This is a genomic window from Streptomyces venezuelae (genome assembly GCF_008642315.1).
In the GTDB taxonomy this organism is placed as follows: domain Bacteria; phylum Actinomycetota; class Actinomycetes; order Streptomycetales; family Streptomycetaceae; genus Streptomyces; species Streptomyces venezuelae_D.
This window is the reverse complement of record NZ_CP029192.1, coordinates 2902327-2920839: the sequence shown is the minus strand read 5'-3', so window position 1 is coordinate 2920839 and position 18513 is coordinate 2902327. Positions and strand designations below refer to the sequence as shown.

Sequence of the window (18513 nt, the reverse complement as noted above, 5' to 3'; positions counted from 1 at the left end):
TCACTCCCACCCACCCGCCCGCGACGCCCCGCGAGGCAGAAGCTCCCTGCCCCGTCGGATCCCCTCCACACCGCGACTCTCACCGCAACCCCACCAAAACCGCCCACCATAAAACCGCTCGCACGGAGGAACCCCGTTCGACACGCCGGGGAAAGTCCACTTTTGTGAGGGTATCGGCGGAACTTGGACCACCAGAACCTGGAGGGCGCTGTGCGGCAGCCGGAGGGCTACGACTACGAGACCCACAGCACGCTCGCCGGACCGCTCACCGAGCCGGACGGCGACGAAGGGGCAGGGACGGGGGAGGGGAGCGGGCCGTATCGCGTGCGGTACCGCGCGCTGCTCTCCGGCGAACCGCACCGAATACGCGCCGTCCTGCTCATGAGCCTCGCCCCCCTCCTCACGGGACTTCTCCTCGTCTACCTCGTGTGGCCCACCCACTGGACCGAACGCGAAGGCGGCGACCGGTGGCTGATCGGGCTCGACATCACGATGCTCGTGGCGATCGGGCTGATCGAGCTCTTCATGCTCGTCAACGTCGTGTCGATCGCCCACGCGACGATGGTCGCGAGGGATCCGATTCCGGTGCGGCCGGAGAGCGGCACGCGCGTCGCCTTCCTCACCACGTACGTGCCCGGCAAGGAGCCGTTGAGCATGGTGCGGGCGACCCTCGAAGGCGCCGTCCGGATACACCACCCGGGGCCCCTCGACGTATGGCTCCTCGACGAGGGGGACAGCCCTGAAGCGAAGGCGCTCTGCGAGGAGCTCGGTGTTCGGCACTTCACCCGTAACGGCGTGCCCGAGTGGAACCGGAAGAAGGGGCCGCACAAGACCCGCACCAAGCACGGCAACTACAACGCCTGGCTGGCGATGCACCACGCGGAGTACGACTTCTTCGCCTCCGTCGACACGGATCACGTGCCGCTCCCCAATTTCCTGGAGCGGATGATGGGGTACTTCCGGGACCCGGATGTCGCCTTCGTCGTCGGGCCGCAGGTCTACGGCAACTACACGGCGCCCGTCACCAAAGCCGCCGAATCCCAGCAGTTCCTCTTCCACGCGCTGATCCAGCGCGCCGGAAACCGCTACCGCGCCCCCATGTTCGTGGGCACCAACAACGTCGTGCGCATCAGCGCGCTCACGCAGATCGGCGGCCTCTACGACTCCATCACCGAGGACATGGCCACCGGCTTCGAACTGCACCGGCGCCGCAATCCGGTCACGAAGAAGCACTGGCGGTCGGTGTACACCCCCGACGTGCTGGCCGTGGGGGAAGGACCCGCCTCCTGGACGGACTTCTTCACGCAGCAGATGCGCTGGTCGCGCGGCACGTACGAGACGCTGTTCAAGCAGTACTGGAAAGCGCCGTTCACGATGCCCCCCGGGCGCCTCTTCTCGTACTCCTTGATGCTCGTGTACTACCCCATGACCGCAGTGAACTGGCTGCTGGGCATTCTCAGTTGCGTGCTGTTCCTGTGGTTCGGGGCTTCCGGGACGCAGGTCGCCGCCTCCGTGTGGCTCATGCTCTACAGCGATGCGGCCGCGCTCCAAGTGGGGCTCTATCTGTGGAACCGGCGGCACAACGTGTCCCCGCACGAGCCCGAAGGGTCCGGTGGGCTCGCCGGGATGGCGATGTCGGCGCTCTCCGCGCCCATCTACGCCAAGTCGCTCGGCGCGGCCGTCGTGCGCAGGCCCAGCCGCTTCGTCGTGACCCCCAAGGGCGGCGACGCCAGCCCGGACCGGCTCCTCACCTTCCGGATCCACCTCTTCTGGGCCGTCGTGCTCGCGAGCTCCCTGACCGCCTCCTTCGTCCTCGGCCACACCCACGTGGCGATGCGCACCTGGGCCGTCCTCGCCATGGTCATCTCGCTCGCGCCCGTGTCCATCTGGGCCTACGGCCTCGTCAAGGAGCGCAAGGCCCACCCGCAGACGCAGCGGGCCGCCCTGCGCGGCGAAGTCCCCGCCGAGGGCGAGAAGCCGGAGCCCGCGTTCGCCACCGGTACGTCGACTGGAGGGAACTGACCCATGGCCTACCGGCCCTCGAAGCGCACCAGGAAGACACTCCTCGGAGTCGGCGCGGGCGCCCTGCTCGTCGGGCTGAACGCGCCCGCCGCGCTCTCCTTCGCCGAGGAGAAGTACCACGCGTACAAGATCGCCCAGCCCGGCTACAAGAAGAAGTACGGCTCCTGGAAGCAGGTCAGCATTCCGGAGGAGTTCCGCACCAACGCCATTCACGCCGCGCTGCTCCACACGGGCAAGGTGCTGATCGTCGCGGGGTCCGGCAACGAGCAGAAGAAATTCGACGCGGGGTCCTTTGACACCGTGTTGTGGGATCCGAAGAACGACACGTTCAAGAAGATCCCGACGCCCGAGGACTTCTTCTGCTCCGGGCACGCGCAGCTTCCCGACGGGCGGCTTCTGGTGGCGGGAGGCACCGCGCGCTACGAACTGCTCGACGGCGAGGTGGAGCGGGCCGGCGGCGGTATGCGCGTGAAGAACGAGAATCCCGACAAGCCGGTCGTGTTGAAGAAGGGCACCAAGTTCCGGTCGCCCTCGGGTGTCGAGTACGTCAGCAAGTTCGACGTCGAAGTGCCGAAGGCGAAGCGGGACTTCGAGATCACGTACTCCAAGTCCGGTGTGATGCAGCCCTGGAAGACCAAGGTCAAGGCGAGCGAGGCACGGGTCTTTGTCGAGGCGGTCCAGGACGGCGAGCAGTCGGTCACCGAGAAGTCCGCGCAGTACGAGATCGAGGGACTGACCGGCGACGAGGCCGACAACACGTACGGCATCGCCGAGAAGATCGACATGGAGAAGCAGGACTTCCAGGGGATCAAGGCGGCGTACGAGTTCGACCCCAAGGCGGAGAAGTACATCCCGGTGGAGCCGATGGAGAAGGCCCGCTGGTACCCGACGCTCGTCGGCCTTGAGGACGGCAAGGTGCTCGCGGTCTCCGGGCTCGACGACGTGGGCGTCGTCGACCCGGGCGACAACGAGATCTACGACCCGAAGACGAAGAAGTGGACCGACGGGCCCAAGCGGTACTTCCCGACGTACCCCGCGCTCTTCCTCACCAAGGGCGGCAAGCTCTTCTACCCCGCATCGAACGCCGGTTACGGCCCCGCGGAGAAGGGCCGCGAGCCGGGCCTGTGGGACCTGGACACCAACAAGTTCGAGAAGGTCCCGGGCCTTGAGGACCTCGACCAGACCGAGACGTCGGCGTCCGTGCTGCTGCCGCCCGCCCAGGACCAGAAGGTGATGATCCTCGGCGGCGGGGGCGTGGGCGAGTCGGAGAAGTCGACGCGGCGCACGGCCGTGATCGACCTGAAGGAGGACAACCCGTCCTTCAAGACGGGCCCCCAGCTGCCGCAGGGCACGCGCTACCTGAACAGCGTCCTCATGCCGAACGACTCCGTGTTCACGACGAACGGCGCGTCGGACTACCGGGGACGCAGCGCGAGCAACATCCACAAGGCGCAGTTCTACGACCCGAAGACCAACGCCTTCCAGGAGGCCGCGGCGCCCGAGGTGGGCCGCAACTACCACTCCGAGGCGCTGCTGCTGCCCGACGGCAGGGTCGCCACGTTCGGCTCCGACCCGCTCTACGACAACGAGCAGAACACCAAGCTCGGCCACTTCGAGCAGCGCATGGAGATCTTCACGCCGCCGGCGCTGCACCGGGGCGGCGCGACGCGCCCGGTGCTCGGCGAGGGCCCCGAGGAACTGGGGGCCGACGGCCGCGCGACGTTCCGGATCGACCGTCCCGAGAACATCGCGTCGGCCCGTCTGATGCGGCCGAGCGCGGTGACGCACACGACGGACGTCGAGCAGCGGTCGATCGCGCTGAAGGTCACCAAGGGCCAGGGCGCGCTGACGGTGGACGTGCCGCAGGGCGACGCGGCGCTGGTGCCACCGGGCTGGTACATGCTGTTCGTGACGGACAAGGACGGCACGTCGTCCGAGGCGAAGTGGATCCACGTCGGCCAGGACGGCTGACCGCGGGGCCGCCCGGGCCGCCCGAGGAGCGCCGAGTCGGGCTCAGGCGGCCTTGGCGTTGCGTGCGAGGCCCAGTGCGTAGTCCGGCCACCACTGGCCCGCCGCCGGGCCTCCCCGGCACGGGCCGTCCGAGTCGCCCGGCCGCTTGATCCACAGCACGGCGTCGACGAGCGGGTCGCCCGTGCGGTCGGTCGGCGGTGTGCCGAGGCCGCGTCCCGGCGGGTTGCACCAGGCGTCCTGGCGGTCGCCCGCCAGCGGCCCCCTGCCGTTGCGGCTGGTGTCCATGACGAAGTGCTTGCCGCCGACCGTGGCCGACAGCGTGCGGCCGTACGACTTGATCGTCCCGTCGCTCTGGAAGTTGGAGACGTTGACGGAGAAGCCGTCGGCCTGCGCGATGCCCGCCTTCCGCAGCGGCTCGCCGAGCTTGCCGGGCTCGGTGATCCAGCCGGGGTTCCCCGCGTCGAGGTACACCTTGACCCCCGGCTGCCGCTTCAGCCGCTGGATCGCCTCGGACAGCAGCTGGTAGCGGTCCTCGTGGTACTCGGCCGGGGTGCAGCCGTCCACGATGTGCGGGATCGCGTCGGGTTCGAGGACGACCAGCGCGGGCGCGTCGCCGATCGCACCGGCGAACGTGTCCACCCAGGTCCGGTACTGGTCCGCGCTGCCCGCGCCGCCCGCGGAGTGCTGGCCGCAGTCGCGGTGCGGGATGTTGTACGCGACGAGCACGGCGGTGCGGTTCTCCTTCGCCGCGCCCCGGGTGGCCTGCTCGATGTCGGGCGCCGGGTCGTCGCCCGCGGGCCACACGGCCATGGGCTGCTCGGAGATGCGCCGCAGGGCCTGTGCGTCGCGCGTGCGGCCCTGCTGCTGCCACTGCTCGACCTGGCGTGCGGCGGGGCTGTCCGGGTCGACCCAGAAGGCGCTCTTCGGCGGCCCGGCGGATCCGGTGGCGGCCTCGCGGACGGTGGCCTCCTCCTTCGCGCCGGACGCGGAGTCTGAGGAGCAGCCTGCCGGAAGCCCGAGTGCGGCGAACGCCGTCAGTGCCGTGAACGTGCGGAGCAGCCGGTGCATCCAGCCCCCTTGGGCGGTGGTGACGGTGACGGTCGGTCAGCCCGGCAATCGTTACATAAAGGACTAGTCGTGCTCTTGTGCCACACCGCCCCCGGTGGCGAGGGCGATGCCGAGCGGGGTGCACTCGTAGAACACCTGGTGCCCGTACCGCCGCGAGACCAGCAGCCCGCCGTCCCGCAGCGCCGCCAGATGCGCGGACACGGTCGACGGCGCGAGCCCGAGGCGGCGCGCGAGCTCCGACGTGGTGGCGGGCGCGTCGAGCGCGGCGAGCACGGCGGCGCGCCCGCGCCCGAGGAGCCGTACGAGCGCCGCGGGCGTACGGTCCGACGGCTCAGCCCACAGCCCCGCTATGCCGCGCACCGGGTAGGCGAGCGTCGGCTGCCACGGGGCGTCGAAGCCGCTGACCACGTCCGGCCACGAGAAGACGCTCGGGATCAGGATCAGCCCCTGCCCGGAGAGGTGCCGCACGTGCTCGTCGTACCACTCGACGGTGAGGGTCCCCGCGTCCCACGCCAGGCGCCGGTCCAGCTCCGGAAGCAGCCCGCCGAGACCGACCTCGGCGAGTCGCCGCGAGTGGAAGGCGACATCGGCCTCCAGGAGCGCGCGCAGCCGCGGCCAGTCCGGCTCGATCAGCGCGTGCCAGACCGCCTCCATGACGTCCGCGAGCTCCAGGACCGCCGCCGCCGGATCGGCGAGCAGCGCCCGCCCCTTCGGGGAGTCGGCGGCACCCGGAGTGCAGGCGAGCGCCCGCGCCATGTCCTCCCGCGCGGCCACCGGATCGGAGGCGCGGACCCCCGCGATCTCCTCCTCGAAACGGGCCGCCGGCCCGATCGGCGGCGGGCCGAGGAAGTCGGGGGAGTGCCCGCGCCGCGGCATCAGGAGCCAGAGCGCGGAGAGGTCGAGGTCGCGGGCCGCCTCACGGATCCGGCGCAGCCACCGCGGGTGATAGGCGTGGCGGTCGGGGCGCTTGAGGGTGCGTACGGCCTCCTGCGTCTCCCACAGCGGCGACACCGCGAACCGGCAGCGCAGCAGGTCGTCCTGCCGGAAGTGGATGTGGAACGGCACGCAGTCCGGGTCCCTTGTCGCGGTCTCGGTGGTGGGGGGGGCGAAGATTCGCCCGGGGCCGAAACTCTAGGGCAGCGCGCCCTGCCGCGTGAGGCTGCGCGCATGGCCTCGTCCACCGCACCCGCGACCGGCTACACCCGCGTCTTCGCCGTTCGCGAGTTCCGTGCCGTCTTCGCCGCGCACGCGCTCTCCCTGCTCGGCGTCGTCGTCAGCGAGATCGCGCTGACCGTCCTGGTCTACGGCCTCACCCGATCACCGCTGCTCAGCGCGCTCACCTTCGCCCTCGGCATGCTGCCGTACCTGGTGGGCGGCACGCTGCTGTCCGGCATCGCCGACCGGTGTCCGCCGCGCCTCGTGCTCGTGGTGTGCGACGTGCTGTGCGCCGGGTGCGCGGGCCTCATGGCGCTGCCCGCGACGCCCGTCGCCGGACTGCTCGCGCTGCGCTGCGCCATCGCCCTCGTCGCGCCCGTCTTCAACGGCACGCGCATGGCGACCCTCACCGACATCCTCGGCGACGGGGAACTGTTCGTCCTCGGCCGCTCGCTGCTGCGGATCGTCTCGCAGAGCTCTGTCCTGGTCGGCTTCGGGCTCGGCGGCGTACTCCTCACCGTCGTGTCGCCGCGCGGCGCGCTCACCATCACCGTCTGCACGTTCGCGGCGTCCGCGCTGCTGCTGCGGTGCGGGACGAAGCGGCGGCCCGCGCGCGGGGACAGTGGCGGCGGCGCGCTCGTGCGCTACTCGCTGGGCGGCGCACGGGACGTGCTCGGCGACCGCCGCGTGCGGGCCCTCATGCTGCTCTTCTGGGCGCCGCCCATGTTCATGGTCGTCCCCGAGGCGCTCGCCGCGCCCTACGCGGACCAGGCCGGCATCGGCGTCGCGGGCGTGGGCCTCCTGATGAGCGCCGCGCCGGTGGGCACCATCGCCGGCGAGCTGTACGCCGGGTCCGCGCTCTCCGCGGTCGCGCGCGCCCGCATCGTGCTGCCGCTCGCCGCGCTCACGCTGGTGCCGCTCATCGCGTACGCGCTCACGCCGGGTCTCCTCCCCGCGCTCGTCGCCCTCGCCCTCGCGGGCGCTGGCTCCGCCTACACGCTGGGCCTCGACCGCTGGTTCGTCGACGCCGTCCCCGACGAGCTGCGGGGCCGCGCCATGACGGTGCTCACGGCGGGCCTCATGACGATCCAGGGCCTCGGCATGGCGCTCGCGGGTCTCGCCGCGGAGTTCTTCGCGGTGAGCACGGTCGTCGCGGGCTCGGGCGTCCTGGGCACGGTCTGCTGTCTGCTCCTGGTGGCTCAGGTGCGTTCGACCGAATCGCGAGACGGGGCTGACCGGCATGTGACCGGCGGGTAAGGTCGATGGCGTGCCGAAGCCGCTCAGCCTCCCCTTCGATCCCATCGCCCGCGCCGACGAGCTCTGGAAGCAGCGCTGGGGATCGGTCCCGGCCATGGGTGCGATCACCTCCATCATGCGGGCGCACCAGATCCTGCTAGCCGAGGTCGACGCGGTCGTGAAGCCGTACGGACTGACCTTCGCGCGCTACGAGGCGCTGGTGCTGCTCACGTTCTCGCAGGCCGGCGAGTTGCCGATGTCGAAGATCGGCGAGCGGCTCATGGTGCATCCGACCTCGGTCACGAACACGGTGGACCGCCTGGTCAAGTCCGGCCTGGTCGACAAGCGCCCGAACCCCAACGACGGCCGCGGCACGCTTGCCTCCATCACGGAGAAGGGCCGCGAGGTCGTCGAGGCGGCGACGCGCGAGCTGATGGCGATGGACTTCGGCCTCGGGGTGTACGACGCGGAGGAGTGCGGGGAGATCTTCGCGATGCTCAGGCCGCTGCGGGTCGCGGCGGAGGACTTCGAGGAGAAGTAGGTCCTGGAGCGGGACCGGCCCGTTCCGGTCGGGTCGGGGGCGGCGAAGATCGCGCAAAACGGGCGGTTACGCTCGTAGCCATGAAATCCAGCGTGCTGACCCGCTACCGGGTGATGGCCTACGTCACCGCCGTCATGCTCCTCATCCTGTGCGCCTGCATGGTGGCCAAGTACGGCTTCGACAAGGGCGAGGGTCTGACCCTGGTGGTCTCCCAGGTCCACGGAGTCCTCTACATCATCTACCTGATCTTCGCCTTCGACCTGGGCTCCAAGGCGAAGTGGCCGTTCGGGAAGCTGCTGTGGGTGCTGGTCTCGGGCACGATTCCGACCGCTGCGTTCTTCGTCGAGCGCAAGGTCGTCCGCGAGGTCCAGCCGCTGGTCGACAACGGCTCCCCGGTCATCGCGAAGGCGTAACGCGCGTAACACTTCCCCGCCGTACGGGAACGTACGGCGGTTGGCCATCGACTTTTACTAGGACGTCCTAGTAAATTCGAAGGTATGGACGCTGACGCGATCGAGGAAGGCCGCCGGCGCTGGCAGGCCCGTTACGACAAGGCCCGCAAGCGCGACGCGGACTTCACCACGCTCTCCGGGGACCCGGTCGACCCCGTCTACGGGCCGCGGCCCGGCGACACGTACGACGGGTTCGAGCGGATCGGCTGGCCGGGGGAGTACCCCTTCACGCGCGGGCTCTACCCGACCGGGTACCGCGGCCGGACCTGGACCATCCGCCAGTTCGCGGGCTTCGGCAACGCCGAGCAGACGAACGAGCGCTACAAGATGATCCTGGCCAACGGAGGCGGCGGCCTCTCCGTCGCCTTCGACATGCCGACCCTCATGGGCCGCGACTCCGACGACTCGCGCTCGCTCGGCGAGGTCGGCCACTGCGGTGTCGCCATCGACTCCGCCGCCGACATGGAGGTCCTCTTCAAGGACATCCCGCTCGGCGACGTGACGACGTCGATGACGATCAGCGGCCCCGCGGTACCCGTCTTCTGCATGTACCTGGTCGCCGCCGAGCGCCAGGGCGTCGACCCCGGCGTCCTCAACGGCACGCTCCAGACGGACATCTTCAAGGAGTACATCGCGCAGAAGGAGTGGCTCTTCCAGCCCGAGCCGCATCTGCGCCTCATCGGCGACCTGATGGAGCACTGCGCGCGCGACATTCCCGCGTACAAGCCGCTCTCCGTCTCCGGCTACCACATCCGCGAGGCCGGGGCGACGGCCGCGCAGGAACTCGCGTACACGCTCGCGGACGGCTTCGGGTACGTGGAGCTCGGCCTGTCCCGCGGGCTCGACGTGGACGTCTTCGCGCCCGGCCTCTCCTTCTTCTTCGACGCGCACGTCGACTTCTTCGAGGAGATCGCGAAGTTCCGTGCGGCGCGCCGCATCTGGGCGCGCTGGCTCCGCGAGGAGTACGGGGCGAAGACCGACAAGGCGCAGTGGCTCCGCTTCCACACGCAGACGGCGGGCGTCTCGCTGACGGCCCAGCAGCCGTACAACAACGTGGTCCGCACGGCCGTCGAGGCCCTCGCGGCGGTGCTCGGCGGCACGAACTCCCTCCACACCAACGCGCTGGACGAGACGCTGGCGCTGCCCAGCGAGCAGGCCGCGGAGATCGCACTCCGTACGCAGCAGGTACTGATGGAGGAGACGGGCGTCGCGAACGTCGCCGACCCGCTGGGCGGCTCCTGGTACATCGAGCAGCTCACCGACCGCATCGAGGCCGACGCGGAGAAGATCTTCGAGCAGATCAAGGAGCGGGGGCGTCGGGCGCAGCCGGACGGTCAGCACCCGATCGGCCCGATCACCTCGGGCATCCTCCGTGGCATCGAGGACGGCTGGTTCACCGGCGAGATCGCCGAGTCCGCGTTCCAGTACCAGCGGTCCCTGGAGAAGGGCGACAAGCGGGTCGTCGGCGTCAACTGCCTCGAAGGCTCCGTCACGGGCGACCTGGAGATCCTGCGGGTCAGCCACGAGGTGGAGCGGGAGCAGGTCCGGGAGCTCGGCGGGCGGAAGGCGCGGCGTGACGACGCGCGGGTCCGCTCCTCCCTCGACGCGATGCTCGCGGCCGCGCGGTCCGGGGCCAACATGATTGCCCCCATGCTGGAGGCGGTGCGGGCGGAGGCGACGCTCGGGGAGATCTGCGGAGTGCTTCGCGACGAGTGGGGCGTGTACGTGGAGCCCCCGGGCTTTTAGCCCGGTTCGCCCTCTGGGCGGGGCTGGGGGCTGCCCGTGCGTTGTCTTCCGCGGGCCGGCGGGGGCTGTTCGCGCAGTTCCCCGCGCCCCTGAGGGGGCTGCCCCGTGCGCTGTTTTCCGCGGGCCGGTGGGGGTTGTTCGCGCAGTTCCCCGCGCCCCTGGGCCACCCGGGGGCAGGCTCGTCGGAGGCGTGCCCCGTCAGGGGCGCGGGGAACTGCGCGCGCACCCCCACCCGGCCGCAGGCGGTGCGCCGGGCCGCGGGGCTGGAATTTGTAGGTTTAAGGCCCAGGGGCCCGGGCAGGTGCCGGGCCGGCAAGCGACCCCCCGCCCCAGGAGAATCCGTGAGCTCGACCGGTCACGCCCGCACCGCCGCCCTCGCCATCGGTGCCGCCACCTGCACCGTCCTCGGCGCGCTGCTCGTGGGCGGCTCCGGCGAAGTGAGCGCCAGCCCGCCGCCCGAGCCCAAGGTGCAGGACGACTTCGACTCCCTCGGCCCCGACGTGCGCGCCGCGAAGCTCTCCGACGGGCGGACCGCCCACTACTCCGACACCGGCGAGAAGGACGGCAAGCCCGTCCTCTTCATCGGCGGCACCGGCACCAGCGCCCGCGCCTCGCACATGACGGACTTCTTCCGGACGACCCGCGAGGATCTGGGGCTGCGCCTCATCTCCGTGGAGCGGAACGGTTTTGGTGACACCGAGTTCGACGACAGGCTCGGCAAGGGCGACTTCGCGAAGGACGCCCTCGAAGTCCTCGACAAGCTCGGTGTCGACGACGTGTCCGTCGTCGCGATATCCGGCGGCGGCCCCTACGCCGCCGAGCTCGCCGCCCGTGCCCCCGAGCGGATCGCACAGCTCCACCTCGCCGCCGCCCTGCCGCCCTACGGCACGAAGCCCGAGTACTGCGGTCTCTCCGACGACGCGCTCTCCGACGCCGTCAAGGACCAGATCAAGGACCCGCGCAAGTGGTGGGCCTTCCCCGACGACAGCCCCGTCAAGTCCATCCCCGGCTTCGCCGACACGGCGTACGAGGAAGGGGCACGCACGTACAACCAGCGCGGCCAGCAGGCCGACCCCGCGCCCCAGGTGCACGAGCAGAAGCTGTACTGCGGGCGCCCCGGCCCCGACCTGTCGAAGCTCGACGCCCCCGTCTACCTCTACGGCGGCAAGAAGGACACCACCGTGCCGCCCGCGACGCTGAAGACGTGGCAGCAGGAGCTGCCGGGCACGGCGAAGGTGCGCTCGTACGCCAACTCCGGGCACGACGTGCAGTACCGCCACTGGGACCAGATCCTCGTCGACCTCGCCGGACACGGCGACCGCACCGTGGTCTGCAAGGGCGACCACACGCGCGTGCTCGTCGCCCGCGAGGCCGACCGCCTCGTCGCCAAGGGCAAGGCCACCCTCGGCAGCTGCGCCTGGGAGAAGGACAAGTAGGACGACCTCAGGGCGCCGGCAGCGTCAGCCGGAACAGCGCGCCTCCACCCGGCGCCCGTTCCGCCGTCAGCTCCGCCCCGTGCGCGTGCGCGATCTGGCGGGCCATCGCCAGGCCCAGGCCCGAGCCCGGCAGGGCGCGGGCCTTCTCGGCGCGGTAGAAGCGGTCGAAGACGTGGGGGAGGTCTTCCTCCGCGATGCCCGGGCCGTGGTCGCGCACGGTCAGCTCGGTGCGGGTCAGGGAGATCTCGACCGGGCCGCCCGGCGGGCTGAACTTGGCCGCGTTGTCGACGAGGTTGGTGAGCAGCCGGGACAGGCGTGCCGGTACGCCGGGCAGGTTGAGGTCGGTCGCCTCCGGGGCCACGTGGAGCTCGAAGGAGACCGCCGGCCAGTGGCCGCGGGCCGCGTCGACCGTGTGGGCGGCGAGCGGGGCGAGCCGCACCTCTTCGAGGAGGGGCTGCGGCTCCGCGTCCCTGGCCAGCTCGATCAGGTCGTTCACCAGGCCGGTGACCTCGCGCAGCTGGCGGGCGAGCGCGCCGGACGCCCGGTCGCGCTGTGCGTCCGTCAGACGGTCCGCCCGTGCCAGGAGTTCGGCGTTCGTGCGGAGCGCGGTCAGCGGGGTGCGCAGCTCGTGCGAGGCGTCGGCGACCAGCCTGCGGCGGGCGGCGACGGACTCCTCCAGTTCGGCGAGCATCGTGTTGAAGGTGGTGGCCAGGCGGGTCACCTCGTCCTCGTGGCCCGCGCGGGCCGCCCGGCCGGGCGGCAGCTCGATGCGGTGCCGGGCGTCGCGCGTGGCGGCGATGCGCTCGGCGGTGGCCGTGAGACGGGTGATGGGCGCCAGGCCCGTACGCGAGACCCAGTAGCCGCCGAGGGCCGAGAGCAGCACTCCCGCTCCGCCCACCGCGGCCAGCAGCGACGCGGCCTGGCGGACGCCCCGCTCGGCGATGTCCGAGCGCAGGGCGACCTGCACGGCCTCGCCCTCCTTGCCGAACGTGGTGGTGTACATGCGGCCCGGCCTGCCGCCGGGGAGCGTGATGTTCGCGTAGTAGGGCACATGGCTGCCCTCGGCGACCGCGCGCGTCGCCCCCGACACGGGCAGCAGATACGGCTTCGACGGGTCGTCCGCCGCATCCGCGGGGACGATCTGCGAGCACGCGGGCGCGCCGAGGAACCGGCACTCGCCCGTCATGACGCCGAGACCCTCGGAGCGGTGCTGCTGCGCGATGAGCGTCGCCGACTGGGCGAGGTTCTGGTCGAGCTGCTGGTACAGCTTGAAGCGGATCACGAAGAACGCGGCGGCGCACACCCCGATCGCCACCACGGCCACGGCGGCCGCCGCGACCACCGCGAGGCGGGTCCGCAGCGGCCTGCGGCGCCGCCACCGCGCGCCCAGCCTGCGCCGCGCGCTCACGGGGAGCCCAGCCGGTAGCCGACGCCGTGCACGGTGTGGACGAGGCGCGGCTCACCGCCCGACTCCAGCTTCCGGCGCAGGTAACCCACGTACACGGCGAGCGAGTTGGAGTCCGGGCCGAAGTCCCGGCCCCACACCGCCTGCTGGATCAGCTCGCGCGGCAGCACCTGGCCCGCGTTGCGCAGCAGCAGTTCGAGCAGGACCGCCTCCGTGCGGCTGAACTCGACCCGCCGCCCGCCGCGCCGGCCGGTGCGCGTCGCGGGGTCGAGGACCAGGTCGCCGTACGCGAGGTCGTCGCCGTCGTCCGCGGCCCGTTCCGGCGTCGCCCGCCGCAACAGCGCCCTCACCCGCGCCACCAGCTCGTCCAGCGCGAACGGCTTGACCAGGTAGTCGTCGGCGCCCGCGTCCAGGCCGTCGACGCGCTCACTCACCGAGTCCAGGGCCGTGAGCACCAGGACCGGCGTGCGGTCGCCCGCGGCGCGCAGCTGACGGCAGACCGCGAGGCCGTCCATGACCGGCATCATGACGTCGAGGACCACCAGATCCGGCTGCCAGCGGGCCACCGCGGTCAGCGCGCGGTGGCCGTCCGCCGCGCCCCGCACATGATGTCCCTCGACCGTCAGGGCGTCCTCGACGGCGGCGCGGACCTCGGGGTCGTCGTCGACGACGAGGATGCGGTGCGCCGTCCCGCCCGCGCCCGGCGGGCCGCCCTTGCTGGTCACGCTCGTGAAGCTCATGGTCCAAAGGTGCCAAACGCGGCTCTTAAAACCCTCTTAGACCTGCGCGTGAAGCTCCACTGCCATGCGAACCTCTCTCTCCGTCGTCATCGGCGCGGGCGGCACCGGTGGGCACATCTATCCCGGACTCGCCCTCGCCGACGCGCTGCGCCGGGCCGTACCGGGCGCGGTGATCTCCTTCGTCGGCACCGAACGGGGCCTGGAGACCCGGCTGATACCGGACGCCGGGTACCGCCTGCACACCGTCGACATGATCCCCTTCGACCCGTCGCTCGGCGCCCGCCGCTATCTGCTCCCCGCCGCCCTGATGAAGTCCGGCGCCCAGTGCCGGGCCATCCTGCGCGAGCAGGGCGCGCAGGTCGCCGTCGGCATGGGCGGCTACCCCAGCGCCCCCGTCATCGTCGGCGCCCGCATGGCGGGGCTGCCGAGCCTCATCCACGAGTCCAACGCCGTACCGGGCCGCGCCAACCGGTTCGCCGCCCGGCTCACCCCGAACATCGCCGTCGCCTTCGACCGCAGCCGCGCCCACCTCCCCGGCGGCGAGCGCGCACACACCACAGGCATGCCGATCGCGGCGCCGCTCGCCGCGCTCGACCGGGCCGCGCTGCGCCCGCAGGCCCGGCGTGAGCTCGGCGTGCCGCCGGGCGCCCGCCTGATCCTGTTCAACGGAGGCAGCCTCGGCGCGGCCCGCCTCACGGCGGCGGCGGTCGGCCTCGCGGCGCGGTGGCGCGAGCGCACGGACGTACACCTCCTCATCAAGACCGGACCCGCGGCCCTGGAGGAGACGCGGGCGCGGCTCACCGCCGAGGGCGGTGACGCGGTCGCCCGCGCCGTCCCCTACCTGGACCGCATGGACCTCTCCTACGCCGCCGCCGACCTCGTCGTGTGCCGCGCGGGCTCGGCGACCGTCGCCGAACTCGCCGCCACCGGCGTCCCCGCGGTCCTCGTGCCCTACCCGCACGCGCCCGGCGACCACCAGACCCACAACGCCCGGGTCCTCTCCGACGCCGGCGCGGGCCTCCTCCTGCCCGACGCCGAGACCACCGCGGACCGGCTCGCGCAGCTCGTCGGCCCGCTGCTCGCGGACCCGGTGCGGCTCGCCGCGATGAGTGGCGCCGCCGACCCCGGACCGCACGCCCGCGCCGCCGACCTGCTCGCCGAGCGGGTCCTCCGGCTCGCCCACCACACCCCTCACCTGGAGCACGCATGAGCACCTTTTCCTGGCAGAACCGCACCGTCCTCGTCACCGGCGCCGAGGGTTTCATCGGCTCGACGCTCGTCGACCAGCTCCTCGAAGCGGGCGCGAAGGTCCGCGCGTTCGTGCACTACAAGCCGTACGCGGAGAAGGGCCACCTGGCCCACCTCCTCGGCGACCCGCGGGTCGAGATGATCGCGGGCGACGTGCGGGACGCGGGGCGCGTGATGGACGCGGTCGCCGGGTGCGACACGGTCTTCCACCTCGCCGCGCTGATCGGCATCCCCTACTCGTACGACTCCCCGGGCGCGTACGTCCAGACGAACGTCGTCGGCACCGAGAACGTCGCGGAGGCGTGCCGCAGGCACTCCGTGCGGCGCATGGTGCACACGTCCACGAGCGAGGTGTACGGGACCGCCCTGACGGCGCCGATCAGCGAGGCGCACCCGCTCCAGCCGCAGTCGCCGTACTCCGCGTCGAAGATCGGCGCCGACATGATGGCGCTCTCGCACTGGCACGCGTTCGAGCTGCCGGTGACGGTGGTGCGGCCCTTCAACACGTACGGTCCGCGGCAGTCGGCCCGCGCCGTCATCCCCACGATCCTCGCCCAACTGCACGCGGGCGCGCGGGAGATCAAGCTGGGGTCGCTGACGCCCACGCGGGACTTCACGTACGTGACGGACACGGCGCGCGGCTTCATGGCGATGGCGGTCGCCGACCGGGCGCTCGGTCACGCGGTCAACCTCGGCGTGGGCCGGGAGATCTCCATCGGTGACCTCGCGGAGGCGTTGATCGCGGCGTCGGGGCGGGAGGCGTCCGTGGTCGTCGATCCGGCGCGGCTTCGTCCCTCGGGGAGTGAGGTGGAGCGGCTTCTGTCGGACAACTCCCGGGCGCGGGAGTGGGGCGGGTGGGTTCCTGAGGTCTCCCTCTCGGAGGGGCTCAAGCACACGTCGGCCTGGGTCGCAGAGAACCTTGCCCTGTTCGCGCCTGAGCGGTATCAGGTCTGAGTTGCGGCTGCGGGTCGTGGGGGCTGGTCGCGCAGTTCCCCGCGCCCCTGGCCGAACCGTGCCTCCGTCACCCGCTCAGGGCTGTGCGGCCGCCGCCGCCAAACCCCCCAGGAGCAGGAGCGTGAAGCGGCGGGCCCACTCCTCGTCCACCGGTTCCGCGCTGACCAGGGCGCGGTGGACCACCGCGCCCGCGATCACGTCGAAGATGAGGTCGGCGGTGCGGGACGCCGAGACCGCGTCGGGTTCGGCGGGGAGTTCGCCGCGCTCCTGGGCCCGCTTGCGGCCCGCGAGGACGAGCCGCTTCTGGCGGTCGACGATGGACGCGCGGATGCGGTCCCGCAGGGGCTCGTCCGTCGTGGACTCCGCGACCACCGCCATGAGCGCCGTCTTCGTCTCGGGCCGCCCGAGCAGCACCGCGAACTGCAGGACGACGCCCTCGATGTCCGCGGCGAGGCTGCCCCGGTCGGGCAGTTCGAGCTCGTCGAAGAGTTCCGCCACCGCGTCCACGACCAGTTCGCTCTTGCCCGCCCAGCGCCGGTACAGGGTCGTCTTGGCGACGCCCGCGCGCGTGGCGACGGCGCCCAGCGTCAGCTTGGACCAGCCGAGTTCGACGAGGCCCTGCCGGGTCGCCTCCAGGATCGCGGCGTCGGCGGCCGCGCTGCGCGGGCGGCCGCCGGTGCGGGCGGGAGGCGTGGTGGACGACGTGCGGCTCTGCATGGCGGCGACCATACCGGTCAGTACGGAGCCGTTCGGGGTGGTGAGTGAGGGAGATCACCGGAAGGGGGCTCCCCAGGCCCGGGAGCCGACAGTTACGCTACGACCCGTAGCGAAAGCTACGAGCGACAGACCACACAGCACCGGCCAGGGGTGGGGACCCCGGGCCACCGACCGGTCCGCCGGTCTCCACAGGGACTCGAACCGTGCCGCCCCAGGCCCCCGCATTCCGGCGGAGGGTCACGGACGGGCACGGTTCCCGCACGGCTTGGGGGAGGATGTACTCATGCAGCCACGGAACATGTCCATGAGCGGAGTCGTCGACCTCGCCGCGGTGAAGGCGGCCCAGGAGGCCAAGGCGAAGGCGGAGCAGGCGCGCGCCGAAGCGGCCCGGCAGGGCGGGGGCGCGGCGGGCGCCGCGATCTCCCCGGCCTCCCTCGTCATCGATGTCGACGAGGCGGGCTTCGAGCGCGACGTCCTGCAGCGCTCCACCGAGGTCCCGGTCGTCATCGACTTCTGGGCCGAGTGGTGCGAGCCGTGCAAGCAGCTGGGCCCCCTCCTCGAGCGGCTCGCGCAGGAATACAACGGCCGTTTCCTTCTTGCCAAGATCGACGTCGACGCGAACCAGATGCTGATGCAGCAGTTCGGGGTCCAGGGGATCCCGGCTGTCTTCGCGGTGGTGGCCGGACAGGCCCTGCCCCTTTTCCAGGGTGCCGCCCCCGAGGCGCAGATCCGCCAGACCCTGGACCAGCTCATCCAGGTCGGCGAGGAGCGCTTCGGCCTGACCGGCCTGGTCGTCGACGGCGGTGCCGACGCGCAGGGCGAGCAGGCCCCCGCGGCGCCCGAGGTGCCGGCCGGTCCGTACGACGCCCTGCTCGAAGCGGCCGTGCAGGCGCTGGACGCGGGCGATCTCGCCGGCGCCGTGCAGGCGTACAAGAACGTGCTCAGCGACGACCCCGCCAACACCGAGGCCAAGCTCGGCCTCGCCCAAGCCGATCTGCTCCAGCGCGTGCAGGGCCTGGACGCGCAGGCGGTCCGCAAGGACGCGGCCGAGCGGCCCGCGGACGTGCGGGCGCAGATCGCCGCCGCCGACCTGGACCTGGTGGGCGGTCATGTCGAGGACGCCTTCGGGCGGCTCATCGACACGGTCCGGCGCACGGTCGGCGACGACCGGGACGCCGCGCGGGTGCGGCTGCTCGAACTCTTCGAGGTCGTGGGCGGCGAGGACCCGCGCGTGACGTCGGCGCGGACGGCGCTCGCCCGGGTCCTCTTCTGACCCCGACCCCCACCCCCCCCGGCTGACCTGTCCCTAAACACGGGGCGTTGTGATGCCGGAGTGAAAAGTTGGTTCCCAGGCGTCACAGCGGCCGCACTTTGCCAAAACTTGGCAATTGCGGCCGCTGTTACTCCGAGTAAGACATCGGCTTCCCTCTGCGTGGATACGTCCGATGATGCCCCGTTCTGCGACACCGCTGGGGGCCACCGTCCGTGCCCGACCGATACCGCCCGGTCGCGCTTCGGTTATCCGGCCGTTACTAGCCAGTAACGAACCCCCTTGTGCGGGGGCCGAGAATGCACCACGATCGGCCACGCTCGGTCCGTTGACCCGTAGCCCGAAAGCCAGTCGGGAACGGGCCTTTCGGGTCCCCACCGAGCAGGCCGGTGACGCCGTCGCCGGTCTGGACAGGGGGGTCTCTGCCGTCACCGGCAGGGCCTGTCCGCGAGGTTGTGCGTGATGCGTCAGGCGCGACCAGTGGTTGTCGCTCGGGGGTGATCGCCGGTGAACGTGGTGCGGTTGCGCGCCTCCGATGCGGGCGCTCTCCTT

General features: G+C 71.8%; 15 protein-coding genes. 10 read left to right on the top strand and 5 right to left on the bottom strand.

Annotated features, from left to right (window positions below; all coding sequences use genetic code 11):
* Window positions 1-183: 183 nt before the first annotated feature.
* Both DEJ48_RS12145 and DEJ48_RS12140 read left to right on the top strand, forming a co-directional pair.
* A complete protein-coding gene (locus DEJ48_RS12145) occupies window positions 184-2022 on the top strand; it encodes a glycosyltransferase family 2 protein (RefSeq protein WP_223832008.1) in 1839 nt (612 codons plus the stop codon).
* Window positions 2023-2025: 3 nt separating this feature from the next.
* Window positions 2026-3993, top strand: coding sequence for a kelch motif-containing protein (locus DEJ48_RS12140; protein ID WP_150216145.1), 1968 nt, complete (start codon window positions 2026-2028; stop codon window positions 3991-3993).
* 42 nt (window positions 3994-4035) lie between these two features.
* Here the strand turns inward: DEJ48_RS12140 and DEJ48_RS12135 are convergent, their stop codons facing one another.
* Complete coding sequence (locus DEJ48_RS12135; protein ID WP_150216144.1) at window positions 4036-5061, bottom strand: glycoside hydrolase family 6 protein; 1026 nt, start codon at window positions 5059-5061, stop codon at window positions 4036-4038.
* 63 nt (window positions 5062-5124) lie between these two features.
* Entirely contained in the window at window positions 5125-6126 is a 1002-nt protein-coding gene (locus DEJ48_RS12130) for an ArsR/SmtB family transcription factor (RefSeq protein WP_150216143.1), read from the bottom strand.
* Window positions 6127-6228: 102 nt separating this feature from the next.
* Here DEJ48_RS12130 and DEJ48_RS12125 point away from each other — a divergent pair, with 102 nt between their 5' ends.
* The 5 genes from DEJ48_RS12125 to DEJ48_RS12105 all read left to right on the top strand — a co-directional run bounded on the left by DEJ48_RS12125 (window position 6229) and on the right by DEJ48_RS12105 (window position 11627).
* Complete coding sequence (locus tag DEJ48_RS12125) at window positions 6229-7473, top strand: MFS transporter (RefSeq protein ID WP_150216142.1); 1245 nt, start codon at window positions 6229-6231, stop codon at window positions 7471-7473.
* Window positions 7474-7483: 10 nt separating this feature from the next.
* Window positions 7484-7993: a MarR family winged helix-turn-helix transcriptional regulator gene (locus DEJ48_RS12120; RefSeq protein WP_055564582.1), complete on the top strand. Its 510-nt coding sequence runs from the start codon at window positions 7484-7486 to the stop codon at window positions 7991-7993.
* Window positions 7994-8073: 80 nt separating this feature from the next.
* Window positions 8074-8406, top strand: a complete 333-nt coding sequence (locus DEJ48_RS12115; protein ID WP_150216141.1) for a DUF3817 domain-containing protein — start codon at window positions 8074-8076, stop codon at window positions 8404-8406.
* Between the two features lie 84 nt (window positions 8407-8490).
* Entirely contained in the window at window positions 8491-10191 is a 1701-nt protein-coding gene (locus DEJ48_RS12110) for a methylmalonyl-CoA mutase (RefSeq protein ID WP_150216140.1), read from the top strand.
* Window positions 10192-10532: 341 nt separating this feature from the next.
* Window positions 10533-11627, top strand: coding sequence for an alpha/beta hydrolase (locus tag DEJ48_RS12105; RefSeq protein WP_317850912.1), 1095 nt, complete (start codon window positions 10533-10535; stop codon window positions 11625-11627).
* Window positions 11628-11634: 7 nt separating this feature from the next.
* Here DEJ48_RS12105 and DEJ48_RS12100 read toward each other — a convergent pair whose 3' ends face one another.
* Together DEJ48_RS12100 and DEJ48_RS12095 are read right to left on the bottom strand one after the other, a co-directional pair.
* Complete coding sequence (locus DEJ48_RS12100) at window positions 11635-13035, bottom strand: sensor histidine kinase (protein WP_150216139.1); 1401 nt, start codon at window positions 13033-13035, stop codon at window positions 11635-11637.
* Window positions 13032-13772: a response regulator transcription factor gene (locus DEJ48_RS12095; protein ID WP_150216138.1), complete on the bottom strand. Its 741-nt coding sequence runs from the start codon at window positions 13770-13772 to the stop codon at window positions 13032-13034. The genes DEJ48_RS12100 and DEJ48_RS12095 overlap by 4 nt, the downstream gene beginning before the upstream one ends.
* Window positions 13773-13836: 64 nt before the next feature.
* Between DEJ48_RS12095 and DEJ48_RS12090 the strand changes: the two genes are divergently transcribed.
* The gene (locus tag DEJ48_RS12090; RefSeq protein WP_150216137.1) at window positions 13837-14982 is read left to right on the top strand and encodes a UDP-N-acetylglucosamine--N-acetylmuramyl-(pentapeptide) pyrophosphoryl-undecaprenol N-acetylglucosamine transferase; all 1146 of its coding nucleotides are present in this window, start codon (window positions 13837-13839) and stop codon (window positions 14980-14982) included.
* A complete protein-coding gene (locus DEJ48_RS12085; protein ID WP_150216136.1) occupies window positions 14979-15974 on the top strand; it encodes an SDR family NAD(P)-dependent oxidoreductase in 996 nt (331 codons plus the stop codon). The genes DEJ48_RS12090 and DEJ48_RS12085 overlap by 4 nt, the downstream gene beginning before the upstream one ends.
* 75 nt (window positions 15975-16049) lie before the next feature.
* Here DEJ48_RS12085 and DEJ48_RS12080 read toward each other — a convergent pair whose 3' ends face one another.
* On the bottom strand, window positions 16050-16691 hold the full coding sequence (locus DEJ48_RS12080; protein ID WP_150216135.1) for a TetR/AcrR family transcriptional regulator: 642 nt from the start codon (window positions 16689-16691) through the stop codon (window positions 16050-16052).
* Between the two features lie 283 nt (window positions 16692-16974).
* On the opposite strand from DEJ48_RS12080, the gene DEJ48_RS12075 reads away from it, so the two are divergent.
* Complete coding sequence (locus tag DEJ48_RS12075; RefSeq protein ID WP_150216134.1) at window positions 16975-17964, top strand: tetratricopeptide repeat protein; 990 nt, start codon at window positions 16975-16977, stop codon at window positions 17962-17964.
* Window positions 17965-18513: the final 549 nt, after the last annotated feature.